The organism is Proteus sp. GOKU (assembly GCF_015475555.1).
GTDB lineage: Bacteria > Pseudomonadota > Gammaproteobacteria > Enterobacterales > Enterobacteriaceae > Proteus > Proteus mirabilis_B.
Genome location: NZ_CP034105.1, coordinates 831,374 through 848,751, shown reverse-complemented (window position 1 = coordinate 848,751; position 17,378 = coordinate 831,374). Strand labels below are relative to the sequence as shown.

Below are 17,378 nucleotides of genomic sequence, written 5' to 3'. Positions count from 1 at the left end.
CCACTATTCAACTATTCTTCTTTAGTAAGATACTGGTTTATCTCATTCACAATTTTCCCTAATAGTGGTCTTAACTCCATTTTTGATCTTATACTAATTGATTCTTTACCTTTTATATTATTCTCTATTTTCTTTATATCTTCATCACTCATTAAGCTATTAATATGGATTGCAACTTTCTTATTATCATAAATCACTTTTAAAAAAGTAATTCTTTTCTCTTTGTAATTAAATCTTATATTTTCAATGTTTTTATTTTTAACATTATTATCAAAAACTAAAATATCATTTTTAACTTCAAAATTACCTACAATTTCACTACTAGCCGCATGCTCTTTTCTTAATTTACCTATATAGTTTTCATCAAGTTTATTATAATTTTTACCTCTATCATTTCCTTTATCTTTTAAATATACCTCAGCTTTATCATTACTATTCTTATTACTATCATTATTTACTTTCACCTCAGTGTTCTCAACAGCATCTTTAACTACATTGATAATTTTTTCTTTATATTCACTATTAACTTCGCTCTCCAATAACTTACTTACTTCAAGTCTATTAATTTTATTTTTCTCCTGAATTTTCGATAAGTTCTCTTCCATCAATTTTATTTGATTAGCTCTATCATTCAACTTATCATTAATAGTAGAATATTTTGAATTTATATTATAAGATTCAATATCTATAGTTTTATAATTATTCTTTTTAGCATATTTATTTCTTAATTCATTTACTTTATCAACTTCCGATATATTACCATCCCTCTTGCTAACTAAATTTAGATTCAATTTTTTACTTATACTTTCTAATTCTTTAGATACATGATTAACTTGAACCTCTAAAGAAGAATATAAATCATCTAATATTTCTGAATTATTTATATCTTTATCAATGACAATATCATCACTTGAGTAAGTATTGGCTTCTCTACTTTTATAAAAAACAGGAGCAAGTTTTAACTCTATTTTTTCGCTATCATTTGGTTTATCCATTATATTTAATTCAACATTTGATAAATTATTTTTTAGTTTTACATATATATCATCTAAACTTTTTATAAATTCATTAATCTTAACTTTCTGCTCTTGAAGAGTTAAGGTACGCATAGTTTTTAAAATATTAGGTAAATCACCAGCATTTTCAATTAAACTAGATTCTAAAACTTGCAAATTATCTAAATTTTGTTTGTTTAATACTGAATTAAAATCTTCTAAGCTTTCATTTAATATTTTTATATCAATATCGATATTTTTATACACATCACTGTCTAATTTCAGACTATTCAAAATATTTTTTTCTTCAAAATCTATATTTTCCAAATTGGAAAGAATATCAGAAATTTGTTTTTTTATTTTATTATATTGTTTTTGTTCAATATTAGCGTCTTCATCTAACATGGAGTCAATAAAATCAGAGAGTTCTTTATTCTTTTTTTCATAATTATCAAAATTATTTCTAATCTTTTCTAAATTACCTTTAATATCATTTAAATATTTATCTTCTTTTTTTATATCTCCATTTTCAATATCCTCATTTGTAATAACTTCATTACTTAATGAAGTTGTTTTATTTACTTCACTATTAGATTCAATATCTACCTTCATTGACTCGGAAACATCTATTTTTTCATCAAGTTTTTTTTCCACCCCGTCTAAAGAATCAATTAAAATATCATCGGAATTATTATCTAAAATAGTACTCTGAGTATTATCGGAATAAAAATCACATTCATTATCAATATATATTTTTTTATACTCATCCATTAACTGATTTAAGCTAAATTCTTCATTAACATTTAACACTGTCTTTAATATAAAGGATAGTTTATTTTTCTGATTAAATTTTTCCTCTATATCAATATCCATCTCATCTTGAGCAATAACAAGAAAATTAAGAGCTCGTATAAATTTATCTCTCTCTTTTAAACTTGAAAAATTATGCATAAAATCATATTTTTTATTTAAATTCACATTTTCAAAATCAAATTTTAAACTAACTAACTTAAAAATATTCTTTATACTTTTATCATCTATTGCCTTGATTCTATTTATAGCAATCTCGTTTAACAAATCGACAATTAATTTACTGTCAGAGCACTCACCACCCGCAGTATCATTTAATGACGAGAAAAAATCTTTAGCTCTTTTTATTTCAGTCAAATAATCACAGAAACTATAAAAATCAAATTTATCATTTGCATGAGAAATTATATTCTTTATAGCTTCTAAATTTTTATTTTTTATTTCATTCTTTTCTTTTATTAAAACTCCTATTTCCATCTCTTTTTTATTTATTTCATTTTGTGCGAAAAAATCCTTACTACCAGAATCAATACCAAAAGAGCTATATAAATTTTCACTTTCATCATTTATACATTTAATTTCTTTTTTAATTTCATTTATTTTATTATCTATATTATTAAAGAAATTATTATGTTTATTTATATCAACAACACTAGATGACTTATTATTTTTTATATTTCTTATAAGAAATTTAATTTCTATTTTATGAAATAGAGAGGTTAATTTCTGAATAACTTTTTTACCAAAAGATGGAGCAACTGGTGTATTTTTTATCTTATTTATTTTTTTAGCATAAGTATAATTTTCCTTTTTTGGGATATAATGTGTTTTATTTGAAAATGACACTCCGGGTTCGAATACTTTCTTATCAATAATCATAAATTATCCATTTATATATAAGTTAATATAAATTCATTATTAAACATACAAATAAAATGTGATTTAATAAAATCATCATATATGTTCAAAATAATTTGCAAAATATTTTCTCATAACTTCATCTTTGGATTTCTCTAAATCATTTGCATCCAATCCCAAACGATTAAATATTAATTGCAAATCAACCTGCAATGATGATAATTTATTTAAATGTGAACCAGAGCCACCAATACTAGCTACGCCATCACTATGATATTTTTTTATATTTAAAGTTTGATTGGAAAAATTGTCATAATTTATCAACAATACCACGGCATCTTGAGCCCATTTATAATTAATATTGTTACTATTATTTTTAAATAAACGAATTAGTAAATCATCACCGTTATCATTTGATTTTATATTATTAAAAAAATTATTTTTAAGTGCATTAATTACTTCATCATTTGGAGCTTTAAAACTTTTTGATACATAATTACAAATATTTTCATTTTCATCTGAAATATATTTATTTATTTTATTAAAAGACTCCTCTTCACCAATAAAATGATTATCTTTAGATAAACAATTAAAAAGTTTTTTTGTTATTTTCTCTGCTAACTCTTTTTTTATATATGCTTTCTCTTCCTTATTTTCTTCCAAAATTTCTTTTTTACCTTCATCTCCCATAACTGAGTCCAACACCTCCATGATTATATTATCAAACTTATTACTTTTATGTTCATCATTTATATTTTCTTTGAGAAAAAATTTTAATTCATTAACCACATTGTAAGAAAATAGTTTATCAACATCACCATTTATATTTCCATTTAATATAAACCCTAATTTTTCTTTTATTTTTAAAGGTAAATCAGAATAGTTTTCTTCAAATTTATCTTTTGCTAAATTCAATTTCAACTCACCTTCAATCTTATTTAGATCATTAATAAATTTATATTCCAATGCTTTTTCTAAAGTATAATACTTAATTCTACTATCAGCATCACCATTATTCTCATATTTTTTAGCTCTTACTTTATTGATATTTCTAATAAATGCATTTTTTATCTGATTTAGTCCTTCTGCAAATTTATTAAACGATTCATTATCCTTTAATCTATCATCAAGATCGATCCTATTTAAATCCCCAGATAATCTAAAACTCACACTATCAGTATTAATAGGCAATGATACTCTATTTGAAAAGCTCATAAATGATGTTATTTTTTTAATTATATTTTTAAAATTCCTCACCTTTATCTTTTTAAAATGAATCTCTTCATTTGTATTTAATTTCTCTAATCCAGAGCTAGTAATCCAATTAGGTAATTTACTCACCTTTTCTTTTTTATCCGTATGGGGTTTATTTACATTACCTGGATTTTCATTACTCTCTAAAGCAGCATTTTTTTCACTTTTACTATTATTGACAGGTAGATAACTATCTTTATTCTCACCTATTTTATTATTACATTCAGTTATAAAATTAGAAAGTAATGCATTAGGTTTTATCTCTTTACTGGTTATATTTTCAAAACTCAAATTGGTATTTGAAACCGATTGAGTATTTTCTAAAGAATTTAATTTACTACTCTCAATTTTCACTCTATCAAAAAAATTAATTATTATTCCTGTTGCTTTACTAATTTCCATTGTTTATAGCCTCTAATTAAATTTATTAGAAACAGTCTATTCCTTAATTTTTCTCTATGTTTATAAAAATCACACAATAATAATCAGTCAGCTACTTTCAATAAAAATACGACATATTATAAAAGCCAAAAAACAGAAATAAAAAAAGATATCAACAAGTGATATCTTTTTTTTAGTTTATTTATTCTTTAGCAATAGCTAATAATGAGATCTCGCTACTCTTTTAAATCGTTATACACGGTCGCTCTTGAAACACCAAGATATTGTGCGGTAATTTCCATTGCCTTACGCAGTGAAAGGTAACCTTCATCCTGTAAACACAATAGCAATTCGCGTCGTTGATGCGGTTTTAATGCTCTTGGTGTCACTGAATAAGTTGCAGAAAACTCATCGATACGTTTTTTCAGCGAGTCTTCAGTCACTGAACTAAAGGTTTCGATAATGTCATTACCTTCTTCAAGGGTTGCAAATTGGTTCAGCACCATTTGTAATCCTTTGATCATTGAAATATCAATATTTAAACATAACGCAGCAACATAATTACCTTGCTTATCTTTAATACCAATAGAGGTACTTTTTGCAGTTCTGCCATCAGGAAATTGGTTTGGGTAATTAGCCACTATTTGAGGGAAATCTGACGATTCAATACGTGCCATTCCCAGCTCTGTTGCTCTATCCCCCACTTTTCTACCTGACAGATTATTTTCAATGACCATAATGGTATTTTCACTATCGGTTAGATCATGAAGTACAACTTCACAAAAAGGCGATAATGTTTTACCAATGCCTTGTGCAATAAATTGTAGTTGTTCTACCAGCCACTCTTGGTCTTCTGTTTTGTGTGACATAACGATCCCTGCAATAGCTAAAACGTAAATGATTTATACAATTTTAACTGATTTATTCAAATAATTAATCGTTATCTGCGGGATAATCAGATTTTGCCTGATTTAGAATAGCTTTTGCCATCCATTGAGTCATATCAATGACCTGTTGATCATCCATTTTCCAGATATCTTTCATTACCAAAAAGACTTCAGACCCGTAAATCAAAGAGAACGATTTAATAACCTTATCCCACATTTCTTGGGGATAGTGTGATTTTAATGGTTCAATAACTTTGAGTAAAATCTCTTTACGGTGACCGCGAATAAATCGTTTTTCTGCATATTCACTTGATTGCCTTTCTTTTGCCCATTGCTGTAATGAGACTTGCAATGCACCACGCAATGCGCCTTCATGTTTAAACATTTGCGGATAGGCAAGATTGAGCAACTCAGTAATGCGTTGTTGCGTATTATCTTCAGGAGTGGGTGTCCATGCAATGATTGGCGCTAAACTTGCGTCAACTGTGGCACTAATTAAATCACTTTGTGTGGGAAAATAACGATATGCGGTTGCTCTCGAAACACCTGCATGTGCCGCTAATTCCGACACTGTAGGTAACATTCCTTGCTCAAAAAGACCCAATGCTGTTGTCACCAATAGTTGATGGGTTCTTTTTCGTGTACCGGACATTGCATCCGTTTCATCACTGTAACTCATAGAAGATCCTTCGTTATTTCTACACTTTTATGTGTCTGGCTTATCTTAAGCTAAATACTCACAACACTTAACGTTTACTTTAGGTGATTAATCACACCTTATCGACCTTTAATGTACAAAAAATAAAAATAATGAGACAAGAGTCTCAAAACAGTGCTATGATAAATGAAACTCGAGTCTCATTATGATTATAATCTATTCGTCGATAATCATAAAAGGTATGGGAAGGCTTATGAAACAGTATTCTGGTTCTATTTATATTGCCACAACGCTTGATACTAAAAGTGCTGAGATTTTTTATGTCAGTGATTTAATTAAAAAAGCAGGCCTCCCTGTTAAAACCGTTGACTTGACTACAAAACCCACGGCATTAGCTCGAGAAGCGGATGTCACAGCAACAGAAGTTGCACGCTTTCACCCAAATGGCAAAGAAGCTGTTTTTTGTGGCGATAGAGGGAAAGCAATAGAAGCGATGTCTATCGCATTTGAACACTATTTAACTCACTGTGATGATGTCTTAGCCATTCTTGGGCTAGGCGGATCAGGGGGAACGGCACTGATTACACCAGCAATGCAATCTCTGCCAATTGGTGTACCTAAATTGATGGTATCTACGATGGCGTCTGGCGATATTTCAGGCTATATCGGTGCAAGTGATATCTCAATGATGTACTCCGTCACAGATGTATCCGGCTTAAATCGTATTTCTCGTAAAGTACTAAGAAATGCGGCAAATCAAATAGCTGGCGCTGTTTATTTTTACCAAGAAGAACAAGTCGTTGATAAACCTGCTGTTGCATTAACGATGTTTGGTGTAACTACGCCTTGTGTACAACAACTCACACAAAAACTTGAAAATAATTATGACTGCCTTGTTTTTCACGCAACAGGAAGTGGCGGTAAAGCCATGGAAAAACTGGCAGACAGTCACTTACTTCATAGCGTGCTCGATCTTACAACAACAGAAGTATGTGATTACTTGTTTGACGGTGTGCTTGCTTGTGATGAAGACCGTTTTGGTGCAATCGCCCGTACCAAAACCCCTTATATAGGTTCTTGTGGCGCATTAGATATGGTGAACTTCGGTCGCCCATCAAGTGTTCCTGAGAAATATAAAGGGCGTCAATTTTATCATCATAATGCACAAGTCACCTTGATGCGCACAACACCAGAGGAAAACCGTCAATTAGGTATCTGGATCGCTGAAAAACTCAATCAGTGTGAAGGTCCATTGCGGTTTGTATTACCACAGGGCGGTTTTTCAGCTCTGGATATTGAAGGGGCCCCTTTCTGGGATCCTCAAGCGAACCAAGCTTTTTTTGATGCATTTATAACAACATTTAAAGAGACAGAGACTCGTCAATTAGTCATCAGTCCTTATCACATAAACTCCGCTGAGTTTACTCAGCAAATTTATGATTTACACCAGGAACTTATTTGTTAACCACGGAGAAAGAAGAATGACTCATTCACGTGAAACGTTACTAAAAAAATTCAATGAAATGATTGCACGCCATGAACCGATTATTGGTGGTGGCGCAGGTACAGGACTTTCAGCTAAGTGTGAAGAAGCCGGTGGTATTGACCTTATTGTTATTTATAACTCAGGTCGTTACCGTATGGCTGGTCGAGGATCTTTAGCGGGTTTATTAGCTTATGGTAACGCTAATGAAATCGTTATGGATATGGCAAAAGAAGTATTACCGGTTGTTAAACATACACCTGTGCTTGCTGGTGTTAACGGTACAGATCCATTCTGTAACTTCGATAAATTCTTAGATGAAGTTAAAGCAACAGGCTTTGCTGGCGTACAGAATTTCCCAACAGTAGGTCTGATTGATGGTAATTTCCGCGCTAACTTAGAAGAAACAGGTATGGGTTATGGGCTTGAAGTGGATATGATCCGCAAAGCCCATGAAAAAGGTTTATTAACCACACCTTATGTCTTTAGCCGTGAAGATGCGATTGCAATGGCTGAGGCTGGCGCAGATATTATTGTCCCTCATATGGGGTTAACAACTGGCGGTAATATTGGTGCTGAAACAGCATTAACATTAGCGGACTGTGTTCCTTTAATTAATGACTGGGCAAAAGCCGCTAAAGCTGTACGTTCTGATGTTATTGTGCTTTGCCATGGTGGCCCAATTGCAACACCTGAAGATGCACAATATATCTTAGATAATTGCCCCGACTGTCACGGTTTCTATGGTGCAAGTTCAATGGAACGTTTACCAACAGAAGTGGCATTAACCGCAACTACCAAAGAATTTAAAAGTATTAAACGCTAATTCAAAATCATCAAGTTTGCCTAAGCGTTAATCCATATTGCCCACTTTATGTGGGCAATATTTTATGCAGAGAGTCTTAATTGAAATTAGACCAATTTGGCAATTAGTGTATTTAAATCACCCGCTAAGAAATCAACAGGTGGAATTTCAATAACAGTATAAGCGCCTGCACGTTGTTTCATACTGGCTCTTGCGGCAGATACCATAAATTGAGAGGTCAATGCAGGGTTGTTAATACGCATTGAGTATTCAAATAATTGATTATGAGTTTTACCTGATACCCCTTTATGGGTCATATGAACGCCATGCCCCACATCTTTTAAGCTATCAACACAATCAACTTGCTTAATATGGGTTTCATCAGAAGAGAAATAGCTATCGGCTTTAATCGCTTGCTCCACTTGATTAAAATCTGCCCCTGCTTCCAATTCCACGTAAACCATACGACGATGAACACCCGTACCTAATGGAATAGTCATTGAAAGTGCATCTTTTACACCATCAATAGCTTTAGCTGCAACACTGTGCCCCATACTCATTCCGGGTCCAAAGTTAGTATAAGTAATCCCTTTTGGTGCCATAGCTAACATTAAAGTACGAATAATAGAATCTGATCCCGGATCCCATCCAGCAGAAATTACCGCTACACGGTCATGTTTTTTCGCAACTTCATCTAATTCTGTTTTTAATGACACAATTTCACTGTGAACATCAAAACTATCTACTGTATTAATCCCTAAGCTTAAAATAGATTTTGCTAACTCTTTAATCGCGCGTGTCGGTGAGCATAAGAGCGCAACATCAACATTACCTAATGTTTTAATATCGTTAGTTACGGTAATATTTTGCAGTTCTTCTGGAATATTATTGATATCACGACGAACAACACCCATTAATTCAAAATCTTGAGCCGCTTGAACAGCTTCTAATGCAAATCGACCAATATTGCCATAACCGACAATCGCTACTTTTATTTTAGTATTCATTAATTCCCCTGACTTTAACGTTAATCATCTCTTAATGATAATAGTGATTAGTTATCAACGAATAAACCATATAAACATCTTTTTTGCCAGATAAACATTATTTGCGCTATTACCTTATAAATAAACCTTGTAGAATTCCCTATCTTCCTACGCGTTATATTAATAATTATCGATTTCACTCTGTTTTTAAGAAGGTTTTCAATGCATCAGTCTGATGTAGCGGATCGCTCGCTTTTTTCCCTTAGTTGGCCAATATTTATAGATATATTCCTACATCTAGCCACTCTTTTAATTAATACCTATATGGTAAGCCACGTTTCTACCGCTTACTTGGCAGCAATGGGTGTAGGTAACCAAGTCTTTGACCTTTTTATCACTATCTTTAGCTTTATTAGTGTGGGCTGTAGTGTCGTTATTGCACAATATTTAGGTGCAGGCAAAAGAGAAAAAGCTAGCCAAGCCATTCATATTTCTATCGCTTTTAACTCTTTGCTAGGTATTAGTAGCGCTTTGATCATTCTTTTCTTTGGCTACAATATTCTACATCTTATGAATACGCCTGAGCATTTAGTGCAAGATGGCTACAATTACCTACATATTATTGGTATTTGCCTTATTCCTGAGGCAATTTCAATTATTCTTGCAGCTTGTCTGAGAGTTTATGGCAAATCAAAAGCGGCTATGTATGTCACCTTGATTGCCAATATTGTTACCGTTATTGGTAATATGATTGTGCTTTACGGTTTCTTTGGTTTACCGCAATACGGATTAGTCGGTGTTGCTTGGTCTACAGTTGTCGGTCGTATTATTGCCGTTATTTTACTGTGTGGATTACTGTTCTACGGTTTACGTATTAAATTCGAAGCCAAACAACTCGTGGTGTGGTCTAAAAATATGTTAGGGAAAATCCTACATATCGGTTTACCCGCAGCGGGAGAAAACTTGGTTTGGATCTTACATTATATGACTGCGTCCGCCTTTATTGGGTTAATGGGTGAAGTCCCTCTTGCAGCACAAACTCTTTATTTCCAATTGTCATTATTTTTAATGCTCTTTGGCATTGCGATTAGCATTGGTAATGAAATATTAGTAGGCCATTTAGTCGGTGCAAAACGCTTTGATGATGCTTTTGTTAGAGGCTGGAAAAGCTTAAAAACAGGCGTGATATTTACGATTGGGGTAGTTATTGTTTATTGGTTTATGCGTGATCCTATTTTGTATTCCATTACAGAAGACCAACGCATTATTGACCAATTGATCCCACTGTTTATTTTGTCCGTCTTTTTAGAGCCAGGTCGCACTTTTAATATCGTAATGGTAAATGCCTTACGTGCGGCAGGCGATGCTAAATTCCCTCTTATGACAGCAATTTGCTTTATGTGGGGGGTGGCTATTCCGGTGGGTTATTTCCTCGGTATAAAAATGGAAATGGGCCTAATTGGTATATGGATTGGCTTCCTTTGTGATGAGTGGTTACGTGGATTAACTAACGCATGGCGTTGGCGATCTCGTCGATGGCAGGCTAAGCGTTTGGATATTTAATAATCGAACTTCCCCCGATATTGTTATCGGGGGAATATATTAAATAATATTATTATCTTTAAATTTTAGACTTTTTAAAAGGATAATAGAATTTATCCCTCTCTTTAAATCTTCATTTAATTTTATTTTATTATTATTTGATTTATTAAAATCCTCTATAAATCGAAAAATAAATCGACTAATTAAAAAAAACTCTTCTACTTCATACTGCTCTTCATATTCTTCACATAAAGAAAATAATTCATTTAATGAAATATTATTTAAACATTTAATTAGATTATCTTTGAAAATGCCTTTTATTTTTTTATTTTTAGAAACAACGTCAGATAAATCATTAATTAATTCTAATTTTTCACTTAAGGAGTAATCATCATTCATTGTTTCATAAATATTTTCTTCAACAATATCCTCTATAAAATCTTCAACAGAAAAATTGGTAACTCTTAGTTTATTAATATCATAATTTTTAATTTTTAGCTCACTAAATATTGACTCAATTTCTTTCTCATTTAAATCAAAAAAAAAATTACACTTCTTATTATTAATGGATAAATTCTTATTAAAGAGATAACTATCAGTATTATCATCATAATGAACTTCATAAGAATTGGTAACATTACCTACACTCTTACTCATTTCCATATAAATGGGTTCATCTTCTATTAAGCCTTTATCATTTAAATATCTCACATCAGAAATTTCATTTACTGAATTCTCTATTAATAATACAGAGCTAGGTTTAATGTTAAAATCAATACTTGATGATTGATTTGATAAATATGAAGAACTTCCTTGTAGTGACCCACTTATCTTTTCGATAATCATTATTATCATTCCATTAGTTTAACATAGATACTATTCTATATTTTGATTTTCCTATTTCTATCATTTATCTACCATCTATAAATTTAGTTTTTATAAAGAACACACTCAACAGCATTATTGATATCATCGCGTAAAAAATGTTTGTAATTATCAATACTTCCAAAATTAGATTTTATTTTATCGTCTGAATTTAATATGGTATCTACTATTGACTCTAAATAATTATTTTTAGTTTTTTCTAAAGAGATTGCATCACCAGAAAATAGAATCCATTTAGAATTAAATTTTAATTCATTCTTAAATTGTGTGATTTTTTCTTTCTCTAATGTAGATATTTCCTCCAAAGAGGAGATGATATCATTAATTACACTCTCTTTTATTTTATCACTTTTTACTTTTCTTTGGGCGTAAGAGAATGACTTATCAAAAACTTCATTAAGTTCTTCTTTATTTGTTTTTTCTTTGTTATCTAACTTTGTCGTTTTATTTTCACTCTGACTGTTTTTATTTTCAATATTAGAAATACTTTTTCTTAGCCCTAAGAAATTATTTTTTATATTAAAACTTGGCTTTATAAAACTAATGATTGTATTATAACAACTTAATACCACTCCATTTAAAACATTTTTAATTTTATCCCCTTTATTTTCAATGTTTTTTATCGCTAAAAATGTGCATCTAACCATATTATTTATATACATGTATCCCCCTAGTCATTTTAGGAGAATTAAACCGTATATCATAATTAGCTTCTATCAATAAGTTACGTTATTTTATTAATTATTCGCGATTAAATTCTATAAAAAGGTTAATAAAATATAATTATTTAATAAAATAAAACATTAAAATAAGTAATGATTGTTTTTATATTTTTAAAACATTTAATATTCACAATGCTTTTTCCATGATTAAGATCACAGAAAAACATTCCCATAAGTTAAATAAAATAACCTCACCTACAAAAAACACTATTTTTTTTAATAAAGAAAAAACCAAAAATTAAATAATAATCAACATTAAAAATTTATTGTAAAAATAATAATTTTTCTATAATTCCCTATTGTTTTTTTTATGATACAAGTAGATGTTAGTCTTTTCTAATAAGCAAAATCAGTAAGTATTAGTACAGAGAATACAATTAAAAACATAATGGAGTATTGTCATGAATCTCGTTGAACGGTTTATTTCTTATACAAAAGTTAACACCACCACAAATAGGGAAAATGGCGCAGCTGGTATTATGCCTTCTTCAGAAGGTCAGCGAGTCCTAGCTCTACAATTAGTCGAAGAGTTAAAAGCTTTAGGTGTTGAAGATATCAAAATTCGTGATACTGCGATTGTTACCGCGACACTGCCTTCTAATCTTGACTATGAAGTTCCAACCGTTGCTTTCTTTGGCCATTTAGACACTAGTGCAGAACAAACTAATGACACCAAAGCGCAAATCCTACCTTATAAAGGTGGCGATCTTTGCTTAAATAAAGAACTTGAGATCTTTTTACGTCAAAGCGAATTTCCTGAATTAGAAAACTATATTGGTGACGATATTATCGTAACCGATGGTACTAGCTTATTAGGTGCTGACGATAAAGCGGCTATCGCCTCAATTATGGATATGTTGCAGTACTTTAAACAACATCCTGAAGTGAAACACGGTACAGTTAAAATTGGTTTTGTACCCGATGAAGAACAAGGTTTACGTGGTGCAAAAGTCTTTGATACTAAAGAATTCGGTGCCGATTTTGCCTATACATTAGATTGCTGTGGTATTGGTGAATTAGTATATGAAAACTGGAATGCAGGAGATGTTGAAATTACCTTTACTGGTGCTTCAGCTCACCCAATGTCTGCAAAAGGTAAATTAAAAAATTCACTGTTAATGGCACATAAATTTGTTGCTATGTTACCGGGTGGTGAAGCACCAGAGTATACCGAAGGCCGTGAAGGTTATTATTGGGTCAAACAATTAGCAGGTAATAGCGCTCGTACTGTATTAAAAATGGATGTGCGTGATTTCACCGAAAAAGGTTATGCACAACGCATGGCATTTTTAAAACAACTTTCAGATTATTGTGAAGGTTTATGGGGTGAAGGCTCTGTAACTTGTAAACTTGCTGACCGTTATGCCAACGTCTTTAATAGCCTGCAAGGCGATAACCGTTACCCTATCGATATTGCTGTTGCCGCTTATGAAGCGAATGGCATTACACCTCGCCCAATTCCAATGCGTGGTGGTTATGACGGTGCAGCACTCTCTCAAAATGGACTGCCTTGCCCTAATATCTTTACTGGTGCTCATAACTTCCACTCTATTTATGAATATCTACCTGTTAAATCGCTTTACGCTGCCAGCGATGTCTTAAAATCAGTCGTTAAGATCACGGCTGAGCGCTTTGCACCTGGAGCTAAAGCATGATCCAAATTCTTGCGGTCTTAATTGTCGTTGTTATTGTCGCTAGAATGATCTTGAAAGGATATAAAGCAGAGCCTGTCTTGTTAGTTGCTGGTTTAGCCTTAATGGCGCTAACAATGATGTTTGGTTGGGGAGATATTCTTCCTAAAAATGTTAAAACAACAGGTATTGGCTGGTTAGATCCTTTTGAAGTAATGCGTGATCTCTTTAGTAGTCGTGCGGCTGATCTTGGTTTAATGATCATGGCACTGATGGGATTTGCGCATTATATGGATCATATTGGCGCTAATGAGGCCGTTGTACGTGTTGCAACCCGCCCATTGAAAAATATGCGCTCACCTTATGTGTTGCTATTTTTCTCTTTTTTACTCGCGAGTATTTTGCAACTTGCTATTCCTTCAGCAACTGGGTTGGCCGTTCTATTAATGGGTACGATGTTCCCGATTATGATAGGACTTGGCTTATCTCCAGCATCTGCTGCAGGTGTGATTGCGACTTCATTGGGTGTTGCTTATACCCCAACTGCCATTGATGCCATTCGTGGTGCAAAAGCGGTTGACTTAGGAGTTGTTGAATATGTGCTTTATTACCAAGGCCCTGCGGCGATTGCAACCGTATTAGCTGTTGGTATTACACATATCTTCTGGCAGCGCCATTGTGACCGCAAAGCCGGATTTGTGCCTCAGTTAGGCAAAATGTCTGAAGAAGCAAAGAGTGATAAAAATGTACCCGGCTTTTATGCCTTACTGCCAATGTTACCTATTATTATGGCAGTAAGTTCATCAAGCCTATTTGTTGAAGGCATTCACCTTGATGTAGTCACAATTGTATTGATTTCAATGGCAATTTGTATGCTGATTGAAACATTACGCTTACGTGATTTTAAATCAGTGTGTGCAGGCTTCCAGCATTTCTTAAAGGGTATGGGTTCTGCATTTAGTAACGTTGTGGGATTATTAGTCGCAGCGGGTGTTTTTGCTCATGGTATTAAAGTCAGTGGTGCAATTGACAGCCTGATCGTGATGGCTGAATCTGTTGGCTTACCACCATTTGCAATGGCATTGGTCTTCGCTATCGTAACATTAGCTGCAGCGATTATTATGGGTTCAGGTAATGCGCCTTTCCTTGCATTCGTTGAACTTATTCCACAAATTGCCCATAGCATGGGTGTAAACCCAATTGCGATGATTTTACCAATGCAACAAGCGTCACATATGGGACGAGGTATGTCTCCAGTGGCGGGGGTTATCATTGCAGTATCTAGTGGCGCGAAATTACAACCATTTGATGTTGTAAAAAGGACTGCAATACCGCTTATGGTAGGTTTTGTTTTCCATAGTGCTATTATTGCTATCTTCTATTATTGATAAATATACCTGAAGCAATATTTGTTGCTTCAGGTTGTTTTCAAATAATAAACATATTAAAAATAGACAAAGATATTTTATTGTTATTTTTATAAATAAAAACTAGTTAACTGTTTTTCTAAATATAGACTTAATTATTTATTTAAAAAAAAACATCAAAGCTATCATCATGAAAATATTAACAAAATAATAAAGCATTATTCTTATACACTAAAATTTAATGAGCCTATTATCTGCTTTGTTAAAATAAAAATGTGATATTGAAAACATTCATTATTTTTATTTTAACGATTCTGAGTTAGCCCACATTAAGTATGATGATTATACTAGCAATAGAATTGTGTATTCGTTCTATTGCCTTTTTATTTAATCTTATCGTCAATTTTTTAAATTATCTTATTTAACTTCATTTTTTATCCTCCTTAATTTATACACTAGATACAAAATATACCTTCTTTAGCACTCATAAATTACATTAAAGAGTCAGAACGTTTTCTTTTATTTTATGTGGAAAAAATTACCAATACAGAAGCTATAAAGGGTAATATTTTCTCAAAATTTGTACAATGTTAGTAAATTCAGAAAAAACTTTCTCCAATAAATTCAGTATGATGATGGTATTAAAAATAGAATAACCCTTTGAATTCTCATACTGTTTATTGGATGCATGCAATGAAAGAACAATTATCTTCTCGTTGGAAAATATTGATAGCGGCAGTTAAGCAACAAGTTAAACCCGCTTTAGGTTGTACTGAACCTATCTCGCTTGCATTAGCGGCTGCAACAGCAGCAAGTTACTTACAACACCCTATTACCCGTATTAGTGCAGAAGTTTCTCCCAATTTAATGAAAAACGGTATGGGCGTAACTGTACCAGGTACGGGTATGGTGGGATTATCCATTGCCGCGAGTTTAGGTGCCGTTGGGGGTGATTGTAATGCAGGTCTTGAAGTATTAAAGAATGCAACGCCAGATCACGTTGAACAAAGTAAAGCACTATTAGCGGCTGGCATTGTGAATGTTTCAATTAAAAAAGCATGCCAAGAAGTTCTATATAGTGAAGTGACTGTTGAAGATGCTGAAAATAGCGCAACAGTAATTATTGCCGGTAATCACACTAATATCGTTAAAATTATTCATAACGGCCATGTTGTTCTTGATAACACTTGCGATGGCGCAGAACAGTCTGCATCACCTTGTGAAATTAAAGAAACGTTAACCCAAACGAATACCCAAGAAATTTACCAGTTTGTTACCCAAACTCCAGTAGAAGAAATTTCTTTTATCCTTGAATCAGCACACTTAAATGATGCGCTATCAAAAGAAGGTTTGAACAATACTTATGGTTTACATATTGGGCAAACTTTACAACGCCAACAACAGCGTGGCTTATTAGCAAAAGATTTATTATCAGAAATCATGATCCGTACTTCTGCGGCATCTGATGCTCGTATGGGTGGTGCCGTTTTACCTGCAATGAGTAACTCTGGTTCAGGTAACCAAGGTATTGCTGCAACGATGCCTGTTGTGGTAGTTGCTGAATATTTACAAGTTGGCGAAGAAAAAATGGCAAGAGCATTAATGCTTTCCCATTTACTGGCTATCTATATTCACCATAAATTTCCTGCACTATCTGCATTATGCGCGGCAACAACAGCATCAATGGGCGCTGCTGGTGCAATTGCATGGCTTATGGATGAACGTTACGAATCTATGGCTATGGCAATTAGTAGCATGATTGGTGATATCAGTGGTGTAATTTGTGATGGTGCTTCAAATAGCTGTGCGATGAAAGTCTCAACCGGAGCGAGTGCAGCTTATAAAGCTGTATTAATGGCGCTAGATAACACTTATGTGACAGGTAATGACGGTATTGTTGCTCATGACGTTGATTCTACAATTGAAAATCTGTGTGCATTGGCAAGCCGAGCAATGCAACATACCGATATTCAAATTATTGAGATCATGGAATATAAAGTTGTTGCCAATGGCTAATTTGAGCGTTTAAAAAAAAGCACCCCATAATGTTGGTTATTATGGGGTGAAATATAAGATCCTAGGAACAGGATCCTCCTCAAGTCAGGAGCTTATCA

At 32.6% G+C, this 17,378-nt stretch carries 13 protein-coding genes; 6 read left to right on the top strand and 7 right to left on the bottom strand.

The window, feature by feature from the left end:
• Window positions 1-11: 11 nt before the first annotated feature.
• The 4 genes from EHE21_RS03875 to EHE21_RS03860 all read right to left on the bottom strand — a co-directional run bounded on the left by EHE21_RS03875 (window position 12) and on the right by EHE21_RS03860 (window position 5,864).
• Window positions 12-2,684 (bottom strand): hypothetical protein, encoded by a 2,673-nt coding sequence (locus tag EHE21_RS03875; RefSeq protein ID WP_194951892.1) that lies wholly within the window; start codon window positions 2,682-2,684, stop codon window positions 12-14.
• Between the two features lie 75 nt (window positions 2,685-2,759).
• Window positions 2,760-4,319: a hypothetical protein gene (locus EHE21_RS03870; protein WP_194951891.1), complete on the bottom strand. Its 1,560-nt coding sequence runs from the start codon at window positions 4,317-4,319 to the stop codon at window positions 2,760-2,762.
• A 215-nt stretch (window positions 4,320-4,534) separates the two neighbouring features.
• A complete protein-coding gene (locus EHE21_RS03865) occupies window positions 4,535-5,167 on the bottom strand; it encodes a helix-turn-helix transcriptional regulator (RefSeq protein WP_006535016.1) in 633 nt (210 codons plus the stop codon).
• A 64-nt stretch (window positions 5,168-5,231) separates the two neighbouring features.
• The gene (locus EHE21_RS03860; RefSeq protein ID WP_072063633.1) at window positions 5,232-5,864 is read right to left on the bottom strand and encodes a TetR/AcrR family transcriptional regulator; all 633 of its coding nucleotides are present in this window, start codon (window positions 5,862-5,864) and stop codon (window positions 5,232-5,234) included.
• Window positions 5,865-6,096: 232 nt separating this feature from the next.
• Here EHE21_RS03860 and EHE21_RS03855 point away from each other — a divergent pair, with 232 nt between their 5' ends.
• Together EHE21_RS03855 and EHE21_RS03850 are read left to right on the top strand one after the other, a co-directional pair.
• On the top strand, window positions 6,097-7,308 hold the full coding sequence (locus EHE21_RS03855) for a Tm-1-like ATP-binding domain-containing protein (protein ID WP_194951890.1): 1,212 nt from the start codon (window positions 6,097-6,099) through the stop codon (window positions 7,306-7,308).
• A gap of 16 nt (window positions 7,309-7,324) precedes the next feature.
• Window positions 7,325-8,152: a phosphoenolpyruvate hydrolase family protein gene (locus EHE21_RS03850; RefSeq protein WP_088493647.1), complete on the top strand. Its 828-nt coding sequence runs from the start codon at window positions 7,325-7,327 to the stop codon at window positions 8,150-8,152.
• 86 nt (window positions 8,153-8,238) lie between these two features.
• On the opposite strand, the gene EHE21_RS03845 is transcribed toward EHE21_RS03850, so the two are convergent.
• Window positions 8,239-9,138, bottom strand: a complete 900-nt coding sequence (locus tag EHE21_RS03845; protein WP_194951889.1) for a diaminopimelate dehydrogenase — start codon at window positions 9,136-9,138, stop codon at window positions 8,239-8,241.
• A gap of 201 nt (window positions 9,139-9,339) precedes the next feature.
• Here EHE21_RS03845 and EHE21_RS03840 point away from each other — a divergent pair, with 201 nt between their 5' ends.
• A complete protein-coding gene (locus EHE21_RS03840) occupies window positions 9,340-10,680 on the top strand; it encodes an MATE family efflux transporter (protein WP_194951888.1) in 1,341 nt (446 codons plus the stop codon).
• Window positions 10,681-10,719: 39 nt separating this feature from the next.
• Here the strand turns inward: EHE21_RS03840 and EHE21_RS03835 are convergent, their stop codons facing one another.
• Together EHE21_RS03835 and EHE21_RS03830 are read right to left on the bottom strand one after the other, a co-directional pair.
• Complete coding sequence (locus tag EHE21_RS03835) at window positions 10,720-11,505, bottom strand: hypothetical protein (RefSeq protein ID WP_194951887.1); 786 nt, start codon at window positions 11,503-11,505, stop codon at window positions 10,720-10,722.
• Window positions 11,506-11,588: 83 nt separating this feature from the next.
• Window positions 11,589-12,206 (bottom strand): hypothetical protein, encoded by a 618-nt coding sequence (locus EHE21_RS03830; RefSeq protein WP_194951886.1) that lies wholly within the window; start codon window positions 12,204-12,206, stop codon window positions 11,589-11,591.
• Between the two features lie 461 nt (window positions 12,207-12,667).
• Here EHE21_RS03830 and pepT point away from each other — a divergent pair, with 461 nt between their 5' ends.
• From pepT to EHE21_RS03815, 3 genes are all read left to right on the top strand, one after another.
• Window positions 12,668-13,921, top strand: coding sequence for a peptidase T (pepT, locus tag EHE21_RS03825; protein WP_194951885.1), 1,254 nt, complete (start codon window positions 12,668-12,670; stop codon window positions 13,919-13,921).
• Window positions 13,918-15,285 carry a C4-dicarboxylate transporter DcuC gene (gene dcuC, locus EHE21_RS03820; RefSeq protein ID WP_088493653.1) on the top strand — a complete coding sequence of 456 codons (1,368 nt, stop codon included), beginning with the start codon at window positions 13,918-13,920 and terminating at the stop codon, window positions 15,283-15,285. Before pepT ends, dcuC begins: the two co-directional genes overlap by 4 nt.
• A 672-nt stretch (window positions 15,286-15,957) precedes the next feature.
• The gene (locus tag EHE21_RS03815) at window positions 15,958-17,280 is read left to right on the top strand and encodes a serine dehydratase subunit alpha family protein (protein WP_194951884.1); all 1,323 of its coding nucleotides are present in this window, start codon (window positions 15,958-15,960) and stop codon (window positions 17,278-17,280) included.
• Window positions 17,281-17,378 lie beyond the last annotated feature (98 nt).